Source organism: Streptomyces sp. AC1-42W (assembly GCF_003248355.1).
Lineage (GTDB): Bacteria > Actinomycetota > Actinomycetes > Streptomycetales > Streptomycetaceae > Streptomyces.
In genome coordinates, this window is sequence record NZ_QKWY01000002.1 from 150,349 (window position 1) to 167,730 (window position 17,382).

Sequence of the window (17,382 nt, forward strand, 5' to 3'; positions counted from 1 at the left end):
GCTTTTGGCCGGCGGGAAACGCCCAAGAACGGTCTACCCGTCTCAGCTACGCCTCGATCCTGTTTGCGGATCGGAGTCTGGCGAAACTACGGGCGAGAAGCCTTGACACATGCATCTGCGACACCCCCAGCTCCGCGCTGATCTGGGACTGCGTCAGATTGCTGTAGTACCGCAGGAGCAGGATGCGCTGCTCGCGCTCGGGCAGTTGTACGAGGAGGTGCCGGACGAGGTCCCGGTGCTCGACGCCCGCCAGCGCGGGGTCCTCGTAGCCGAGCCGGTCGAGCAGTCCGGGCAGCCCGTCGCCCTCCTGGGCGGCCTCCAGCGAGGTGGCGTGGTACGAGCGCCCGGCCTCGATGCAGGCCAGCACCTCGTCCTCGGAGATCCTCAGCCGCTCCGCGATCTCGGCGGTGGTCGGCGACCGGCCGTGCGCGGTCGTCAGGTCCTCGGTGGCGCCGGTGACCTGGACCCACAGCTCGTGCAGCCGCCGGGGTACGTGGACGGTGCGCACGTTGTCCCGGAAGTACCGTTTGATCTCGCCGACGACCGTCGGCATCGCGAACGTCGGGAACTGGACGCCGCGTTCGGGGTCGAAGCGGTCGATGGCGTTGATCAGCCCGATGGTGCCGACCTGGACGACGTCCTCCATCGGCTCGTTGCGGCTGCGGAACCGCGCGGCGGCGTACCGCACGAGCGGCAGGTTCGCCTCGATCAGCGCCGTCCGGACCCGTTCGCGCTCCGGGGTGCCCGGCTCCAGGGTCTTCAGCCGGCCGAACAGCACCTGGGTCAGCGCCCTGGTGTCGGCGGCGCGGGACCTGGCGGGCGCGACCGTCTCGTCGGGGGTCTCCTGGAGCGGCGCCGGCGCCGGGGCGGCCGGTGCCGCCTGGTGGACCTGGGGAGGCACTTGAGGCGCTGTACTGGCCGGCACGATGACGCCACCCCTTTGCGGTCAACTTCAGTCAATCCGTCTGTCAAAAGCGGTCATAGCATCACAAGACATGACCACTATGTGCAAGCACCCCATAGCGCCGTGTTGAACACAGGAAAGCCCCTCACCGCGCCGGTGAGGGGCTCGCAGGGCCGAAGGCGTCAGAACGGGTAGTCCGCGATCACCCAGGTGGCGAACTCGCGCCAGAGCCCGGCGGCCGCCTGGTGGTCGGGGTGCTCCAGATACCGCTTCAGCGCGGCCTCGTCCGCGACCGCGGAGTTGATGGCGAAGTCGTACGCGATCGGCCGGTCGGTGATGTTCCAGGCGCACTCCCAGAACTCCAGCTCCGGGACCGTGCCCTCCAGGGCCCGGAACGCCTCGGCGCCCGCGACGACCCGGGGGTCGTCCCGCTCGACGCCGTCGTTCAGCTTGAACAGGACCAGATGGCGGATCACGCGGTGCTCCTAGTTGACCAGCTCGGACATGAAGTCGCCGACCCCCTGGGCGGCGTTCGCGATGCCCTCGAACCCTACTTGGACCAGGTCCGCGGCCCGTGCGGGGGAGTTGATGATCGTGTAGAGCACGAAGACGACTATCGCGTAGAGGGCTATCTTCTTCGCTTGTGCCATCGGCCCCTGACTCCCCTTCGATCCCCTGCGGTTTCGATCCCCTGTACGGTCGGGCGAGTCTATCCGTACGCATGCCCGTTTCCGCCGGGAGTTCCGGATCGCCCGTGCCGTGCCGCGGCCGCCGCACGAGGGACCAAGGACCTGCGGATCGGGGCCCTTCGGCAGGCCCGGCGCGGCCCCCGGCACGGCAGGATGGGATACGAGCCCCCGCGGACTCCACGGAGTCCCGGCGGCCGGAGCAGGGGTCCTGTCGCGGGACCCGTGCCGTGGCCTCCCCCGACCGCGGCAAGGAGCGACAGCCCCTGGCTCCGGGGGAAGCGGCACATCCCCCCCGATGCCGCTTCCCCCCTCCCCCTCCTACTTCTTCCGGCGCCCCGCGTCCCGCTCGCCCCCGTCCCGCGCTCCCGGCGCATCGCCCAGCGCGTCGTAGACGTCGCGGCGGCTGATCCCGAGCGGCCGGAGCACCGTGCTGAGGGTGCGTGCGGTGACCCCCTGCTCCACCAGCACGGGGAGCAGGGGCCGCAGGTCCACGTTCCAGGCGCCGCGCTCCGGGGCCGCCAGCACGAACACGCCCTCCTCGTCGCCGTCCAGGGCCGCGACCGCCTCCGGCAGCGGCAGCCAGCGCACCCCGTGCCCCAGGTCCGGGCGGCCGTCCGGCACGGCGATCCGGCGCTCCGCCGCAGACCCGGCCAGCACCTCCGCGAGCGCGCCGAGAGCGGAACCGGGGGCCGTGAACACCACGGGGACCGGCGCCGTGCGCACCAGTTCGGCGTGCGGCGCGGCGGCCAGGGCCCGGCGGTCGGTCCGGCCGAGGTGCACCGCCGGCGCGGCCGGCAGCCCGGCCGCGAGCAGCGCCGGCAGGGCCCCGGTCGCATCGCCCACCACCTCGAACCGCGCCCCGTGCCCGGCCGCCTCGACGAGCCACGCGCCGGCCGCCTGCGAGACGCCGTCCAGCGGGCCGGACACGGTCGCGGCGATCACCCCGCCGTCCGCCAGGGCCGTGCGCGCCGCGTCCGGGACGCGCGCCGCGTCCAGGTCCAGCGAGGCGTCCGCGTCCCGCCACAGCAGCCCCGTCCGCCCGCCCGGCTCCGGCAGGCCGCGCCGGTGCACCAGGACGAGCGGCTGACGCGGCCCGGACTCGGTGAGCGTGAGGGTCACCTCGTTCGCCGGGTCGCCGAGCGCGGCGGTGAACTCCGCGCCGAGGTCGCTCGCCACCAGCGTGCTGCGGAAGGCGAAGGTGTCCGGTGAGGCGTGCTCGCTGCGCCGGAGCACCAGGCGGTCGGTGACCTCGTGGTGCGGGTTGACGACGGCGGTGCCGGTCGCGGTGTGCGGCCCGGCGGTCAGCCGGACGGCGACCGGGCCGCGCAGCAGGGCGAGCCCCCGCGCGTCGAAGGCGGCGTCCACTCCGACGACGCAGGTCGCCCGCGCGGTGATGTCCCGCTCGCCGGTGATCTCCAGGGTCTTGGCATGGGTCGCGCGGACGTTCTCATGGCCCCTGGCCTGGATCTTCATTGCCTTCTCCAGGCCGTAGACGTGGTCCGACCGGCCATCGTAATCCGCGTTCCGCGCGCGGAGCCGGGCGGCGCGGGGCCAGTAGACTTCCCGGCATGTTCGAACACCTCCGCCACAAGCCGGGCACCACTCTGCTGCGCCCCCGTGAGCTCGTCATCGCGTGCTCGGCCTTCCGCAGCCGGGTCAACCTGTCGAGCGTGGTGCGGACGGCGGGGTGCTGCGGAGTCGAGCGGATCATCGCCTGCGGCAACGCGAAGCTCGACCCGAAGATCGCCCGGGACGGCGCCGAGCACGTCGAGATCGAGGTGCGCAGGAGCCTGCCCCCGGTGCTGAAGAAGATGCGCGAGGAGGGCTACACCGTCATCGCGCTCGAACAGGCCACGAACTCCAAGAGCCTGCACGAGATCAGCTTCCCCCGTAAGGCGGTCATCGTCCTCGGCAACGAGCGGACCGGGCTCAAGGAGGACGAGCTCGCCTGCGTCGACGAGTGCGTGGAGATCCCGGTCTGGGGCTCGCCGCACAGCTACAACGTGGCCACGGCGGGCGCCATGGCCATGTACGAGTACTGCCGGCAGTTCCCGACCGGCTGACCGCCGGTCTTCCCGGCCGGGCGCCCGGCTACTCCGCCGGTTCGGCGGTGACGGCCGTCAGGGTCGCGATGACCTCGGTGCTGGCCGCGTCCAGCCGGCGCGCCCACGACGAGGAGACGGCGGCGGCCTCCTCCGCCGGGGTGAGCCGGAAGCCGGTGATCCGCCACCCGGCGGCGAGCGCCTTCGCGGTGAGCACGTCCTCGACGTAGGCGTCGGTCAGCTCCGGCAGCCCCTGGATGTCGCGCGGCACCGGCTCGCGCCAGATGCTGGTGCCCACCGTCGCGGTGAGCGGCGCGCCCGGCTTGGCGACGGTCCGCAGCCCGGTCCAGATGTCCTCGTCGCCGCGCACCAGACCGTGCAGCAGCTTTCCCCACGGCATCAGCACCAGCAGCTCGTCGGCGGCCCCGGCCAGCTCCTCGGGGGCGCTCTCGATCGAGGAGTTGACGAGCAGCAGGTTCGGTACGCCGCCCTTGGCGGGCTTGCGGCGGCTGCGGATGCTCGTCTGCGTCATCCGCTGCCAGGCCGGGTCCACCCCCACGACCAGCCAGTCCGGGTTCTCCTTGGCGATGCGGTAGGAGGCCCTGGCATCGCCCGTGCCGACGTCGACGACGACTCGGGAACTCTCCTGGGCCAGCTGCCGGAATTCACCGTCGGCGGCCTTCTCGAGTTTCTTGCCTCGTACGATCTGCATCAGGGCCAGTGCTTTCTTCCGATGGCTCGCGGGAGTCCCGGCGACGAGCCGTTTGCCTCGCCCGGGCCGGGGTACGGTGATCAGCCCATGCGATGTCGCGATGTGCACGGGTCATGGTCTCGCATCCCCGAGCGCTTTGACCAACCGGCTGCCGCCCCCGGGCACCCCGACGGGAAGGTGTGCTTGCGTTCATGAGGATCGGCATCATCGGCGCCGGGCGCATGGGCGCGTGGCACGCCCGGAACCTCGCCTCCTTCGACGACGGCCACACCCTGCTGGTCCACGACGCGCGGTACGAGGCGGCGGAGAGCCTGGCCAAGGCCGTGGACGGCACGGCGCACCACCGCGCCGACGAGCTGCTGGAGGCGGTGGACGCCGTGGTCGTGGCGGTTCCCGCCGCCATGCGCACCGCCGCCTTCCCGCGCGCGGTGGAGGCGGGGCTGCCGGTGTTCTGCGAGAAGCCGCTCGCCCACACCGCCGAGGCGGCGCGCGCGCTGGCCGCGGTGGCGGCCGCCGCCGGCAACCACCGGGTGCAGGTCGGCTTCCAGCGCCGCTGCGACCCCGGCCACCGCGCGGTACGGGAACGGCTCGGCCGGGGCGACCTGGGCCGGCTGCTCATGATCCGCTGCACGGCCTTCGACCACGAACCGCCACCGGCCGGGTACGACACCTCGTCCGGCGGCATCTTCGCCGACTGCCTGATCCACGACATCGACGCCGTCCACTGGCTCACCGGGCAGCGCACGGTCTCCGTGCTGGCCGACGAGGCACGGGTCGGCGGGGAGCCGTCCGCAGGCGGGGGGCCGTGCGGCGGCGGGGTCGCCGTCGCCACCGCTCTGCTCACCCTGGCCGACGGCACCCGCGCCGTGCTCACGGCCTCCCGCTTCAACCCGTACGGCTACGACCACCGCGCCGAACTCCTCGGCACCCGCGACTCGCTGACCATCGGCCTCGACGAGCGGACCCCGCTGCGCTCCCCGTTCACCTCGGGAACCGGCACCCCCGTGCACCCCGCCTACACCGGCTTCACCGACCGCTTCGCGCGGGCGTACCAGGAGGAGATGCGGGCCTTCGTGCGCCTGGCCAGGGGCGAGGAGCCCAGCGTCTGCCCGCCCGCGGAGGCGGTCCTCGCCCAGGAGGTGGCCGACGCGGCCGCCCGCTCCGCGGCCACGGGCGCCCTGGTGACCCTGCCGGCCCCGCGCGGGGACGCCTGACAAACGGCCCGGGCACACAGAAAACCGCCCCCGATCCGTTCGCACGGTTCGGGGGCGGTTCCGCTGGCGGTAGCGGAGGGATTTGAACCCTCGGTGAGTTTCCCCACACTCGCTTTCGAGGCGAGCTCCTTCGGCCGCTCGGACACGCTACCGAGAGAGAGCTTAGACCATGTTGGCCGTACGCAGAAATCCGATACCGGAGGGCTGACGGCGCTCCGGCGGGGGCCGGTCAGCGGTCGCGGAAGAAGGCCGTCAGACGGGCCGCGCAGTCGGCCTCCAGGACCCCGGGGACGACCTCGGGGCGGTGGTTGAGGCGCCGGTCGCGCACGACGTCCCAGAGCGATCCGGCGGCGCCGGCCTTCTCGTCGCGGGCGCCGTAGACCACCCGGCCCACCCGGGCCTGCACCAGGGCGCCCGCGCACATGGTGCAGGGCTCCAGGGTGACGACCAGGGTGCAGCCGGTCAGCCGCCACTCGCCGAGCGCGGCGGCGGCCCGGCGCAGCGCCAGGACCTCGGCGTGCGCGGTCGGGTCGCCGGTCGCCTCGCGTTCGTTGCGGCCCGCGGCGAGCCGGGCCCCGTCCGGGCCGAGGACGACGGCGCCGACCGGTACGTCACCGGTCGCCGCCGCACGGTCGGCCTCGGCCAGGGCGCGGCGCATGGGCTCCCGCCACGGGTCCCGTACGGGATCGGGCGGTACGGGGGTGTGCGGATGGGGTGCTTCGGTCACCCGGCGGACCCTAGCGGACGGTCTCCAGGACCTCGGCCGCCCCCAGCGCGTCCGCGATCTCCGCCAGGGCGTCCGTCCGCAGCATCAGCAGTTCGGCCTCGGGGAGCCCGAGGTCGGACAGCACCCCGGTGTCCCCGATCGGTCCGGCCGGGACGACGCCCGCGCCGGGCCCGTCGTCATCGTCGTTGTCGTTGTCGGCAGTGTTCGGCTCGCCGTCCTCCGTACCGTCGAGGCCGACGAGTTCCTCCAGGGCTGCGATCGTGTCCTCGGCCCCTGGTTCGCGGCCGAGCAGCTCATCGGTGAGCAGGATCTCCCCGTACGAGGAGCGGGCGGCGGCGGAGGCGTCCGAGACGTAGATCCGCGGGTCCTCCTCACCGTCCACCCGGACGACGCCGAACCAGGCGTCCTCCTGCTCGATGAACACGAGCACCGTGTCCTCGTCAACCGAGGCGTCACGGGCCAGATCCGTCAGGTCGGACAGGGTCTCCACATCGTCGAGCTCCGTGTCGCTCGCTTCCCACCCGTCTTCGGTGCGCGCGAGCAGTGCGGCGAAGTACACCGTGACTCTCCCACTGGTCTCGGGGCCAAGGGCCGGTCCGGACGGGGAGGCAGCCGGTGCTCCGGCTGTCCCGTGTCCCGCCCATTCGGAATCGTGGCAGAAACGAGCGCCTCGCGGCAGCAGTTCCGCCGTTGAGTCGGCCATCAGTTCTCGCGGCCACCGTCACCAGGGGGTTTTCCGCAGGCCGGAGGGCTACCAGCGGAACGTACGCATCCGCATCGCCTGGCGCATTCGGGCGGCTTTGACCCGCCGGGGCTGCACCCGGTCGCGCAGTGCCTTGGCCTCGTGGAGCTCGCGGAGGAACTGGGCGCGCCGCCGCCGGCGCTGCGCGTCGGTCTCGGGGAGGTCGTCGCCGGGGGTGTCCGGCCCGTCGCCGGCGTCCGCGCGGCGGTTGGGCGTGCCGCCGCGGTTCTCGGCGCCCTGTGCCCCGTCGGTCATCGGCTCGTCACCCCCAAGGGCCGGCTGCGTCGCCGGGTCCGTATGCCACCACCTTCCCCCCGAACCTGCGGATGATGCCAGCGCACGGGTGCGGAAGGAGCGGTTTACGCTGGCCGTCATGCGGATTCATGTCGTCGACCACCCGCTGGTCGCGCACAAACTCACCACCCTGCGCGACAAGCGCACCGACTCCCCGACCTTCCGGCGCCTCGCCGACGAGCTGGTGACCCTGCTCGCGTACGAGGCGACCCGCGATGTGCGCACCGAACAGGTGGACATCGAGACTCCGGTGACACCCACCACCGGCGTGAAGCTGTCGTACCCCCGCCCGCTGGTCGTGCCGATCCTGCGGGCCGGTCTCGGCATGCTCGACGGCATGGTCCGGCTGCTGCCGACCGCCGAGGTGGGCTTCCTGGGCATGATCCGCGACGAGGAGACGCTCAAGGCGTCCACGTACGCGAGCCGGATGCCCGACGACCTCTCCGGCCGCCAGGTCTACGTCCTGGACCCGATGCTGGCGACCGGCGGCACGCTCGTCGCGGCCATCCGGGAGCTGATCCGGCGCGGCGCGGACGATGTCACCGCCGTGGTGCTCCTGGCCGCCCCGGAGGGCGTCGAGGTGATGGAGCGCGAGCTGGCCGGGACGCCGGTGACGGTGGTCACCGCCTCGGTGGACGAGCGGCTCAACGAGAGCGGCTACATCGTGCCGGGCCTGGGCGACGCGGGCGACCGCATGTACGGCACCGTCGACTAGGCGCTGCCCGGCACCGGCGCAGGGCGCCTGCCCGGCCCCGGCGCGCCCGCCGGGTGCCGTCCTCTCAGCAGGAGGACGGCGCCGGGGCGGGCCTGGTCAGCGCGGCCAGCGCGGAGGCGGCCGCCTGCGGCTTGCTGAGCGCGGTGAACTTCTTGCCGATGATCAGGTCGACCTCCGCGTTCTCGCGGGAGTCGGTCTTCGTCGTCGCTCCCGGCACCTGGGCGCCGAGCACGGGGAACGAGCCGTTGACGGCGGCCGGGGCGCCGAGCAGTACGCCCGTACCCGGGACCTTCTTGTCGTACGCGGCGGTGGCGTTCCCCACCTCGCCGATCTTGAAACCGCGCTTCTTCAGCTCGTCGGCGGCCGCCTTGGCGAGCCCGCTGCGCGTGGTCGCGTTGTAGACGTTGACCGTGATCTTTCCGGGCTTCGGCAGCACCTTGGCGGGCGCGGAGGGCTTCGGCGACGGGCAGCGCTCGGTGCGGTCGGCGGCGCTGGCCGTCTTGTCGCCGCCGGTGAAGACATCGATGAGCTGCAGCGTGCCCCAGCCGGCCAGCCCGAGGGCGACCACGGAGGCGATGGCCGAGATGATCATTCTGCTGCGGCGGCGCGGGCTGCGCATCCGGGGGTACTTGTCACCCGTGATGCGGTACTTTCCGCCCATGCCGGGGGGAGTGAGCATGCTCATGGGCGCAGCGTAGTGCGACCCGGTGATGATGCCTACTAAATGATCAATGGATCGCACCCGTCCGGGTGGGAAAACACCCGAACGAACCCCGCGACGATCCTTCCCTCAGCCCAGTTCGAGCACGCGGGCGTGGAGCACCTGGCGCTGCTGGAGGGCGGCCCGGACCGCGCGGTGCAGTCCGTCCTCCAGATACAGGTCGCCCTGCCACTTCACGACGTGCGCGAACAGGTCGCCGTAGAACGTCGAGTCCTCGGCGAGGAGGGTTTCGAGGTCCAGTTGGCCCTTGGTGGTCACGAGCTGGTCGAGGCGGACCGGGCGCGGCGCGACGTCCGCCCACTGCCGGGTGCTTTCCCGGCCGTGGTCGGGATAAGGCCGCCCATTTCCGATGCGCTTGAAGATCACACGGAAAGCCTACCGGGCAAGACCCACCCGGCGCAGCCATGAGGGCCCCGTGCCGTGACCGGAACGGCACTGCGAGAACCAGATATAGGCCCGAATTCCGGACATGATCCTCTGAAAACCGGACACGCTCACCGCCCTTTCGCGGCTGCCTTCGCCTCCTTCGCCGCCCGTTTGGCCTCCTGCTTGTGGGCGCGCACCTCGGCGAGGGACTCGGGCCCTGTGATGTCCGCGACGGACCGGTGCGAACCGGCCTCCCCGTACGGCCCCGCCGCCTCCCGCCAGCCCGGCGGCCGGACGCCGAACTGCTTGCCGAGGAGCGCCAGGAAGATCTGCGCCTTCTGCGTACCGAACCCGGGCAGGGCGTTGAGCCGGCGCCGCAGCTCCGCCCCGGTGGCGGCGCCGCGCCACACCGCGGCCGCGTCACCGTCGTACTGCGCGACCAGGAACTGGCACAGCTGCTGCACCCGCTTGGCCATCGACCCCGGATACCGGTGCAGCGCGGGTTTGGCGGTGAACAGTTCGGTGAAGCCCTCCGGGTCGTACGCGGCGATCTCGTGGGCGTCCAGATCGTCCCCGCCCATGCGCTGCGCGAGGGCGTACGGGCCGGCGAAGGCCCACTCCATGGGCACCTGCTGGTCCAGCAGCATGCCCACCAGGGCGGCGAGCGGACTGCGCGCGAGAAGCTCGTCCGCCGCCGGCTCCTGGGCGATCCGGAGGGTGATGTCCCGGTCTGCGTCGCTCTTGGTCATGGCCCGCATCATGGCGAGCCCCGGCGACGACGGCCAGCACAACCGCCCCCGTCCCCCCGCATTGCAGCCGTTTGCCTCACACCCCTGTCGCTGCCGGTATTCCGGATCGCGCCCCGTCCACCGGTTGCTACCGTCGGTGGCGCGACTCACCGTTCCACTCGCCGGATCAGAAGGATCTCCTCATGCATGATGCCCGCGCCCTGATCGACATGGGTGCCGAAGCGGTACGCCGGCTCGCTCGTCGTGGTTACGCGCTGGACCTGGCCGCGCTGGAGGATCTCCAGTCCCGGCGGAACCGGAGCATCCAGTCGGCCGACGAGCTGCGGGTGGAGTCCAAGCGGGTGGCGGGCGAGGTCCAGCGGACGGCGAAGCAGGGCGGTGACATCACCGGGCTGAAGGAGCGGGCGCGGGAGCTGAAGGAGGAGATCCGGGAGATCGAGGCGGGGCAGGAGGAGATCCAGGAGCAGCTGCGCGATCTGCTGCTCAGCATTCCGAACCTGCCGGCCGACGAGGCGCCCGACGGCGACAGTGACGCGGACGCGGTCGAGGTCAGGAGGGTCGGCGAGCCGCCCGTGTTCGCCTTCGAGCCGAAGGACCACGTCGACCTCGGCGAGGCGACCGGCATCCTCGACTTCGCGCGGGCGACCAAGCTCTCCGGCCCCCGCTTCGCCGTGGCGCGCGGCGCGGGCGCGGCCCTGGAGCGCGCGCTGGCGGCCCTCTTCCTCGACCTGCACACCCGCCGGCACGGCTACGTCGAGCACGCCGTCCCGTACCTGGTCACGCGCAGGACGATGACCGGCACCGGGCAGCTCCCGAAGTTCGAGGAGGACCTGTTCCGGACGGGGGTGGCCGACCGTGAGCTCTTCCTCATCCCCACGGCCGAGGTCCCGCTGACCAATCTGTACGCGGACGAGATCATCCCGCCCGCCGAACTGCCGCTCGCGCTGACCGCGCACACGCCGTGCTTCCGGTCCGAGGCCGGTTCGTACGGGCGGGACACCCGCGGTCTGATCCGCCAGCACCAGTTCTCCAAGGTGGAGATGGTCCGCATCGTCGACCCGGCCGAGGCGGACGCGGAGCTGGAGCGGATGGTCGGCCACGCCGAGGCGTGCCTGAAGGAGCTGGGCCTCCCGTACCGCGTCGTCACCCTCGCGGCCGGCGACACGGGCTTCTCCGCGCAGCTCACGTACGACATCGAGGTCTGGCTGCCGAGCCAGGACACGTACCGCGAGATCTCCTCCGTCTCGCACTTCGGTACGTTCCAGGCGCGCCGCGCGAACATCCGCACCCGCGACGAGAACGGCAAGCCCAAGCCGGTCGCCACGCTGAACGGCTCCGGCCTGCCGATCGGCCGCACCCTGGCCGCCCTCCTCGAACACTGCCAGCAGGAGGACGGCTCGCTGGTCCTGCCGGAGGCCCTGGCCCCGTACGCGGGCTTCCGCCGGATCGCGGCGGACGGCACCCCGGAGGCGTAGGAACCCAGCGGTCCGCACGGTCCTCGACGCGCTCCCGACCCCGGCTATCCGGCCGCTCCGCAACCCGATAGCGGCCGGATAGATCGCCGGGCAGGCGCGGATAGGCGGTTCGGGAAGAGTGGCTCCCGCCAGGCCACCCCCGCCCAGATCGTGAGGACTCGAAGATGATCCAGACCCGACCGTCCCCGGTGCCCGAGGAGGTGACGTCGCCGGATGCCGTGAGGCTCAGCTCTGTCGTGAAGCGGTTCACCGACTCCAAGGGGGAGCGGTTCACCGCCGTCGACGGCATCGACTTGCGCATCCGGCGCGGTGAGATCGTGGCCTTCCTCGGACCGAACGGCGCCGGTAAGACGACCACCATCGACATGCTGCTCGGGCTGACCCGGCCCGACGAGGGCTCGGTGCGGCTGTTCGGACGCGAGCCCCGGCAGGCGGTGCGCTCCGGCCAGGTCGCCGCGGTGCTCCAGACCGGCGGGCTGCTGCCCGACCTGAGCGTCGAGGCCACCGTACGGATGCTGGGCTCGCTGCACCCGGGCACCGACGTCGACGCGGTGCTCTCGCGCGCCGGGCTCGACCGGCTGCGCCGCCGCCGCGTCGCGGAGTGCTCCGGCGGCGAGCAGCAGCGGCTGCGGTTCGCCCTCGCCCTGCTCTCCGGGCCCGAACTGCTGGTGCTCGACGAGCCGACGGCCGGCATGGACGTCGTCGCCCGCCGGGACTTCTGGGCCACGGTCCGCGAGGACACCGAGCGCGGTATGACGGTCATGTTCGCCACCCACTACATGGAGGAGGCCGACCGGTTCGCCGACCGCGTGGTCATGATCGACAGCGGCCGGGTCGTCGTGGACGGTCAGGTGTCCGACGTGCGCTCCGCCCTCAGCGGGCGCACCGTCTCGGCGCGGCTCGGTGAGCAGAGCGCCGCCGCCCTCGCCCGGTCCCCGCTGGTCCGCTCGTGCGAACCGCGCGGCGGGCGCTACCACTTCGACACCACCGACTCCGACGCGCTGCTGCGCCTGCTGATCGAGCAGACGTCCGCCACCGACATCGAGGTGACGCCGCGCAGCCTCGAAGAGGCCTTCATGACCCTCACCCACGACAGCCGCAGCGAAGGGAGCACCCGATGAGCTCCGCCCCGGCCGCCCGCGAGATGCGGACCTCGCCGTTCAGCGGCGTCAACCCCGTCTTCATCGGCTACGAGCTGCGCCGCCGCTTCAACCGGCAGACCACGATCTTCACTCTGCTGCTGCCGGCCGTCCTCTACCTGGCGCTTTTCCGTACCGAGCCGGACGGCGCCACCCTGCCGCACGGCAACTTCGCGGCCTGGATGATGACCGGCATCGCGGTGTACGGCGCGGCGACCGCCGCGGTCAGTTCGGCGGCCACCATCTCGGTCGAGAAGGCGTCCGGCTGGATGCGCACCGTGGCACTCAGCCCGCTCGCGCCGCCCGGCTACCTTTTCGTCAAGGTGCTGTCCTCCGTGCTCATGGCGGCGGTGCCGGTGGCCGTGGTGGGGGTCCTGGGTGTGTTCACCGGGGTGGAGGCCACCACCCAGGTGTGGGTGACGTCCTTGCTGGTGGCCTGGCTCGGCGCGGCCGTCTTCGCCGCCCTCGGCATCACGCTGGGGCTGGCCCTCAAGCCCGAGACCGTGATGCACATGCCGGGTCTGACGATGACGGCGCTCGCCTTCCTCGGCAACCTCTTCATCCCGCTGTCCGGCACCATGCTGGACATCTCCCGCTACTCGCCGATGTTCGGCGTGGCCACGCTCGCCCGCTACAGCCTGACCGAGGGCTACTCGTTCAGCGGTGAGCACTCCAGCCTCGCGATGGCGGTGGCCAACACCGTCGCCTGGTTCGCGGCCTTCTCCTTCATGGCCGTACGCCGGTTCCGCAAGAGCACCGGCCGCAACTGAGGCCCGCGCCCCACGGCCGCCTCTGCGCCCCCCCACCCCCTCCTCGCACCACCCAGCTCAGCTCGGCACCGGGCCCCGCACCGGTCCTCGGCAGATCCACGAAAGGAGATTCGAACTCATGTACGCATTCGTTGCACCGGGGCAGGGCTCCCAGACCCCCGGCATGCTGGCCGGCTGGCTGCGCGACCCGGTTCACGCAGAACGGCTGCGAGCCTGGTCGGAGGCGGCCGATGTGGACCTCGTGCACCTCGGAGGCAAGGCACCGGCCGCGGAGATCGCCCGTACCGAGAACACCCAGCCGCTGCTGGTCGCCGCCGGGCTCCTCGCCCACGAGGCGCTCGCCGCCGCCGAACCGGACGGCCCGCTGGTGGCCGCCGGGCACTCGGTCGGCGAGCTGACCGCCGCCGTGTACGCCGGAGCGCTCGCCCCCGCCGACGCGGTGCGGCTGGCCGCGGTCCGGGGCCGGGCGATGGCCGCCGCCTGTGCCGAGGCGCCCACCTCGATGTCCGCCGTGGTCGGCGGCGAAGAGGCCGACGTGCTGGAACGCATCCGCGAACTGGGCCTCTACGCCGCCACGTTCAACGGGCCGGGGCAGATCGTCGCGGCCGGCGCCGCCGAGGACCTGGAACGGCTTGCCGCCGCCCCGCCGCGCTCCGCCACGGTCAAGCCGCTCCAGGTCGCCGGCGCCTTCCACACCCCGTACATGGAGTCCGCGCGCCGGACCGTCGCCGCCGCGGCCGAACGGACCCCGTTCCGGCAGCCGACCGGCACCCTCCTGTCGAACGCCGACGGTGCCGTCGTCCGCGAGCCGGACGACATCCGCCGCCGGCTGGTCGACCAGGTGGTCAGGCCGGTGCGCTGGGACCTGTGCATGGAGTCGATGGGCCGGATCGCGCCCGAGGTGACCGTCTGCCTGCCGCCCGCCCGCACCCTCGCGGGCATCTTCAAGCGCCGGCTCCCCGAGCTGGCCGTCGTCTGCGTCACCGCGCCCCGCGACCTCGACAAGGCGCGCGTCCGGATCGGTGCCGCCGTCGCCTGGAAGGAGGACCTCGTCCATGCCGGTGTCTGAGCTGTTCACCCGCGCCCTCGCCGAGCGCCCCGGCCACCTCGCCCTGGTCGACGCCACGGGCCCGCTGACCTACGCCGAACTGGGCGCCGAGACCGACCGGGCCGTCGGCTGGCTGCGCGGCCGGGGAGTGGGCGCCGGCGAGCGCGTCGTCTACGCCGGCGGCGGCGACCGCACCTTCCTCGCCCTGCTGTGGGCCACCCTGCGCGTCGGGGCGGTGTTCGTCCCGGTCCACCCCGAACTCACCGACCACCAGATCGACCACATCGTCCGGGACTGCGCGGCCGCCCTCGCCGTCTGCCCGCCCGCCGCCGGCGCCGCCGCCCGCGGGACCGTCGAGGTCGGGCGGGCCGCACGGGAGATCGAGGAGACGCCCGGCGACCGCACCACCGCCGAGGTCGCCGACGACGCGGTCGCCCTGCTGATCTACACCTCCGGCACCACCGGCCGCCCCAAGGGCGTCGTCTGCCCGCACCGGCAGATCCTCGCCGCCGTCCGCGCCATCAACGCGGGGCTCGGCTACCGCGCCGACGACGTGGTGCTGTGCCGGCTGCCGCTCTCCTTCGACTACGGCCTCTACCAGGCCCTGTTGTGCACGCTGGCCGGCGCGGCCCTGGTGGTCACCGACCGGGGCGGCGACGTCGGACTGGTCCGGGTCATCGAACGCCACGGCGTCACCGTCGTCCCGCTGGTCCCCTCGCTCGCCCAGATCCTCGTCCTGCTCCAGCGCAAGCTGCGGCAGACCACCCGGGTGCGGCTGTTCACCAACACCGGCGCCCGGCCCAGCCCGGCCGTGATGCGCGGACTGCTCGAAGCCTTTCCCGGCTCCGCCTTCGCCTCGATGTACGGCATGACCGAGTGCAAGCGCATCTCGGTCCTGGACCCGGCCCTGTACGAACGGCACCCCGAATCGGTGGGCCGCCCCATCCCCGGCCTGGAGGTACGGATCACCGGCCCGGACGGGCGGGCCCTGCCACCGGGCGAGGTCGGCGAGATCGTCGTCCGCGGCGACACCGTGATGGCCGGCTACTGGGGCGTCCCGCTGGAGCGGCAGAGCCGTTACGTGCCCCTCGCCGACGGCTCCCTGGAGCTGCGCACCGGCGACCAGGGCCGGCTCGACGCCGACGGGCTGCTGTACTTCGTCGGCCGCGACGACGACGTGGTCAAACGGCGCGGTGTGCGGCTGGCCCTGTCCGAGATCGAACTCGCCGCCGAGCGCGTACCCGGGGTGTACGCCGCCGTGGCCCCGCGCCCCGCGAGCGAGGACGCCCCGCTGCTGCTCGCCGTGCAGACGGACCTCGCCCCGCACGAGGTCCGGGCGGCCCTCACCGGCCTGCTGGACCCGGCCCGCCGCCCGGACGGGATCGTCCCGCTCACCTCGATGCCGCTGACCGCCAACGGCAAGCCCGACCGCGCCGCCGTCGCCCGGCGGCTCCAGGCCGGGGCCGGCACCGCACCCGGTGCGGCCACCCGCACGACCGCCCTCACCGCACTCACAGGGAGCTCCCATGGACCAGTCGCAGTTTGACCAGCTCGTCGAAGAGATATGCGCCGTGCAGGTCACCAGCTCCGAGACGCCGCTCGTGGACCTCGGCGTGGACTCGCTCCACACCGTCGCCCTGATGATGGCCGTCGAGGACCGGTTCGGCATCGAGCTGGACCCCGACGCGCTCGCCGACTTCTCGCTCACCTCGTCGGCCGGCCTCCTCGGACTCGTGCACGAGCAGCTGGGCAGCGGCGCGAACGCGTTGTCGGGGAGCTGACGGCCATGTGGACCGACGTCAGACCCTCGCCCGGGATGCCGCAGCTCTTCGAGCGCGGCGGCGACCTGATCTCCTTCGCCGGCGGCCTGCCGGACCTCGACCTGCTGCCCGTGAAGGAACTCTCCGAACAGTTCGCCCGGCTGACCCGGATCGGCGGCCGGATCGCCCTCCAGTACAGCACCCCGCACGTCGCCAAGGCCCTCGTCCCGGCCATCACCGACCTGATGGGCCGTGAGGACGGCCGCACCGACGCGGCGAGCCTGGTGCCGACCGCCGGCTCCCAGATGGGCCTGCTGGCCCTGGGCCTCGGCCTCGCCGCACCGGGGGAGACCGTCCTGTGCCAGACGCCCGCCTATCCGGGTGCGGCCGTCGCCTTCCGCACGGCGGGCCTGCGGCTGCACGGCGCCCCCGAGGACGCCGAGGGGCTCGACCCGCTGGCGCTGCGGGACACCGTGGCCCGGCTGCGGGCCGAGGGGCAGCGCGTCCGGATGCTGTACTGCAACCCGACCTTCCAGAACCCCACCGGCGCCACCCTCTCCGTCGAGCGGCGCCACCAACTGGCCGAGGCCGCGCGGGAACTGGACCTGCTGATCGTCGAGGACAACCCGTACGGGCTGCTCGGCTTCGACGGCACCACGGTCCCCGTCCTCCAGGGCATGGACCCGGAGAACGTCGTCTACCTCGGCACCTTCTCCAAGGTCTTCGCCCCCGGACTGCGCTGCGGCTGGATCGCCGCGCCCGAGCAGGTCGCCGAGCGGCTGCGCGGCACGGTCGAGGTCATGGCGCTCTCGCCCTCGGCGTTCGCCCAGGCCGCGCTGGCCGCCTTCCACACCCGCGGCGGCTGGGACGCCCTGATCGACGCCTACCGCGAGCGCTACCGGGAGCGGTGCGGCCTGATGGCCGACGCGCTGGAGCGGGAGCTGGGCACCGAGGGCCCCTGGCACTGGCAGCGGCCGGACGGCGGGTTCTACCTGTGGCTGCGGCACGAGGGCGGCGCCGACACCGGCCGCCTCGCCCAGGCCGCGGCGCGGCACGGCGTCTCCTTCGTCCCCGGCAGCCACTTCGGGCTCGACGGCGAGTGCCGCGACAGCCTGCGGCTCTGCTTCAGCAACGTCCCGCGCAAGCGCATCCCCGAGGGGGTCGCCCGGCTGGCGGCGGCGCTGCGCGGGGCCGACGTCGGCGCGGACCTCGAAGGGCGGGCGGCGTGACCAGCACCCGTGTGAATCTGTTGTCGAACTCCGCTTCGGATCAGACCGAGGGGTCTGGTGCCGTCGGATCCAAGGCGGAGGAGAGA

Annotated in this window: 21 protein-coding genes and 1 tRNA gene; 10 read left to right on the forward strand and 12 right to left on the reverse strand. The window is 72.9% G+C overall.

The features are described from left to right. Window positions 1–46: 46 nt before the first annotated feature. From DNK56_RS18480 to DNK56_RS18490, 4 genes are all read right to left on the reverse strand, one after another. A complete protein-coding gene (locus tag DNK56_RS18480) occupies window positions 47–925 on the reverse strand; it encodes an RNA polymerase sigma factor SigF (RefSeq protein ID WP_446750470.1) in 879 nt (292 codons plus the stop codon). Window positions 926–1,086: 161 nt separating this feature from the next. After that, a complete protein-coding gene (locus DNK56_RS18485) occupies window positions 1,087–1,380 on the reverse strand; it encodes a Dabb family protein (protein ID WP_111336167.1) in 294 nt (97 codons plus the stop codon). 9 nt (window positions 1,381–1,389) lie between these two features. Then, on the reverse strand, window positions 1,390–1,554 hold the full coding sequence (locus tag DNK56_RS35425; protein WP_199564801.1) for a hypothetical protein: 165 nt from the start codon (window positions 1,552–1,554) through the stop codon (window positions 1,390–1,392). A 357-nt stretch (window positions 1,555–1,911) separates the two neighbouring features. Then, window positions 1,912–3,066 carry a DUF371 domain-containing protein gene (locus DNK56_RS18490; RefSeq protein WP_111336169.1) on the reverse strand — a complete coding sequence of 385 codons (1,155 nt, stop codon included), beginning with the start codon at window positions 3,064–3,066 and terminating at the stop codon, window positions 1,912–1,914. A 95-nt stretch (window positions 3,067–3,161) separates the two neighbouring features. Between DNK56_RS18490 and DNK56_RS18495 the strand changes: the two genes are divergently transcribed. Beyond that, window positions 3,162–3,656 (forward strand): TrmH family RNA methyltransferase, encoded by a 495-nt coding sequence (locus DNK56_RS18495; RefSeq protein ID WP_111336171.1) that lies wholly within the window; start codon window positions 3,162–3,164, stop codon window positions 3,654–3,656. A 28-nt stretch (window positions 3,657–3,684) separates the two neighbouring features. Here DNK56_RS18495 and DNK56_RS18500 read toward each other — a convergent pair whose 3' ends face one another. Beyond that, window positions 3,685–4,347, reverse strand: a complete 663-nt coding sequence (locus DNK56_RS18500; RefSeq protein WP_111336173.1) for a class I SAM-dependent methyltransferase — start codon at window positions 4,345–4,347, stop codon at window positions 3,685–3,687. Window positions 4,348–4,538: 191 nt separating this feature from the next. Here DNK56_RS18500 and DNK56_RS18505 point away from each other — a divergent pair, with 191 nt between their 5' ends. Beyond that, complete coding sequence (locus tag DNK56_RS18505) at window positions 4,539–5,561, forward strand: Gfo/Idh/MocA family oxidoreductase (protein ID WP_111336175.1); 1,023 nt, start codon at window positions 4,539–4,541, stop codon at window positions 5,559–5,561. 64 nt (window positions 5,562–5,625) lie between these two features. On the opposite strand, the gene DNK56_RS18510 is transcribed toward DNK56_RS18505, so the two are convergent. From DNK56_RS18510 to DNK56_RS18525, 4 genes are all read right to left on the reverse strand, one after another. Further along, window positions 5,626–5,713: transfer RNA gene (locus tag DNK56_RS18510), tRNA-Ser, on the reverse strand. A gap of 77 nt (window positions 5,714–5,790) precedes the next feature. After that, entirely contained in the window at window positions 5,791–6,288 is a 498-nt protein-coding gene (gene tadA, locus DNK56_RS18515; protein WP_111336178.1) for a tRNA adenosine(34) deaminase TadA, read from the reverse strand. A gap of 10 nt (window positions 6,289–6,298) precedes the next feature. Continuing rightward, window positions 6,299–6,847: a tRNA adenosine deaminase-associated protein gene (locus DNK56_RS18520; RefSeq protein WP_111336181.1), complete on the reverse strand. Its 549-nt coding sequence runs from the start codon at window positions 6,845–6,847 to the stop codon at window positions 6,299–6,301. Window positions 6,848–7,039: 192 nt separating this feature from the next. Continuing rightward, on the reverse strand, window positions 7,040–7,285 hold the full coding sequence (locus tag DNK56_RS18525; protein WP_111336183.1) for a hypothetical protein: 246 nt from the start codon (window positions 7,283–7,285) through the stop codon (window positions 7,040–7,042). Window positions 7,286–7,403: 118 nt separating this feature from the next. Between DNK56_RS18525 and upp the strand changes: the two genes are divergently transcribed. Continuing rightward, window positions 7,404–8,039, forward strand: coding sequence for a uracil phosphoribosyltransferase (gene upp, locus DNK56_RS18530; RefSeq protein ID WP_111336186.1), 636 nt, complete (start codon window positions 7,404–7,406; stop codon window positions 8,037–8,039). Window positions 8,040–8,103: 64 nt separating this feature from the next. On the opposite strand, the gene DNK56_RS18535 is transcribed toward upp, so the two are convergent. The 3 genes from DNK56_RS18535 to DNK56_RS18545 all read right to left on the reverse strand — a co-directional run bounded on the left by DNK56_RS18535 (window position 8,104) and on the right by DNK56_RS18545 (window position 9,875). Beyond that, window positions 8,104–8,700 carry a LytR C-terminal domain-containing protein gene (locus tag DNK56_RS18535; RefSeq protein ID WP_111336189.1) on the reverse strand — a complete coding sequence of 199 codons (597 nt, stop codon included), beginning with the start codon at window positions 8,698–8,700 and terminating at the stop codon, window positions 8,104–8,106. A gap of 129 nt (window positions 8,701–8,829) precedes the next feature. Beyond that, entirely contained in the window at window positions 8,830–9,126 is a 297-nt protein-coding gene (locus DNK56_RS18540; RefSeq protein WP_003955420.1) for a type II toxin-antitoxin system VapB family antitoxin, read from the reverse strand. Between the two features lie 128 nt (window positions 9,127–9,254). Beyond that, window positions 9,255–9,875 carry an HhH-GPD-type base excision DNA repair protein gene (locus DNK56_RS18545; protein ID WP_111336192.1) on the reverse strand — a complete coding sequence of 207 codons (621 nt, stop codon included), beginning with the start codon at window positions 9,873–9,875 and terminating at the stop codon, window positions 9,255–9,257. 182 nt (window positions 9,876–10,057) lie between these two features. Here DNK56_RS18545 and serS point away from each other — a divergent pair, with 182 nt between their 5' ends. The 7 genes from serS (at window position 10,058) to DNK56_RS18580 (ending at window position 17,296) form a co-directional block, all read left to right on the forward strand. Beyond that, window positions 10,058–11,350 (forward strand): serine--tRNA ligase, encoded by a 1,293-nt coding sequence (gene serS / locus DNK56_RS18550; protein ID WP_111336194.1) that lies wholly within the window; start codon window positions 10,058–10,060, stop codon window positions 11,348–11,350. Between the two features lie 164 nt (window positions 11,351–11,514). Next, window positions 11,515–12,471: an ABC transporter ATP-binding protein gene (locus DNK56_RS18555; protein WP_199564802.1), complete on the forward strand. Its 957-nt coding sequence runs from the start codon at window positions 11,515–11,517 to the stop codon at window positions 12,469–12,471. Next, entirely contained in the window at window positions 12,468–13,259 is a 792-nt protein-coding gene (locus DNK56_RS18560) for an ABC transporter permease (protein ID WP_111336197.1), read from the forward strand. The genes DNK56_RS18555 and DNK56_RS18560 overlap by 4 nt, the downstream gene beginning before the upstream one ends. Before the next feature lie 118 nt (window positions 13,260–13,377). Further along, window positions 13,378–14,328, forward strand: a complete 951-nt coding sequence (locus DNK56_RS18565; protein ID WP_111336200.1) for an ACP S-malonyltransferase — start codon at window positions 13,378–13,380, stop codon at window positions 14,326–14,328. Beyond that, window positions 14,315–15,853 carry a class I adenylate-forming enzyme family protein gene (locus DNK56_RS18570; RefSeq protein WP_111336203.1) on the forward strand — a complete coding sequence of 513 codons (1,539 nt, stop codon included), beginning with the start codon at window positions 14,315–14,317 and terminating at the stop codon, window positions 15,851–15,853. The genes DNK56_RS18565 and DNK56_RS18570 overlap by 14 nt, the downstream gene beginning before the upstream one ends. Continuing rightward, window positions 15,834–16,088: an acyl carrier protein gene (locus DNK56_RS18575; RefSeq protein ID WP_111336206.1), complete on the forward strand. Its 255-nt coding sequence runs from the start codon at window positions 15,834–15,836 to the stop codon at window positions 16,086–16,088. Before DNK56_RS18570 ends, DNK56_RS18575 begins: the two co-directional genes overlap by 20 nt. 35 nt (window positions 16,089–16,123) lie before the next feature. After that, on the forward strand, window positions 16,124–17,296 hold the full coding sequence (locus DNK56_RS18580) for an aminotransferase-like domain-containing protein (protein WP_111339386.1): 1,173 nt from the start codon (window positions 16,124–16,126) through the stop codon (window positions 17,294–17,296). The last annotated feature ends 86 nt before the right edge of the window (window positions 17,297–17,382 follow it).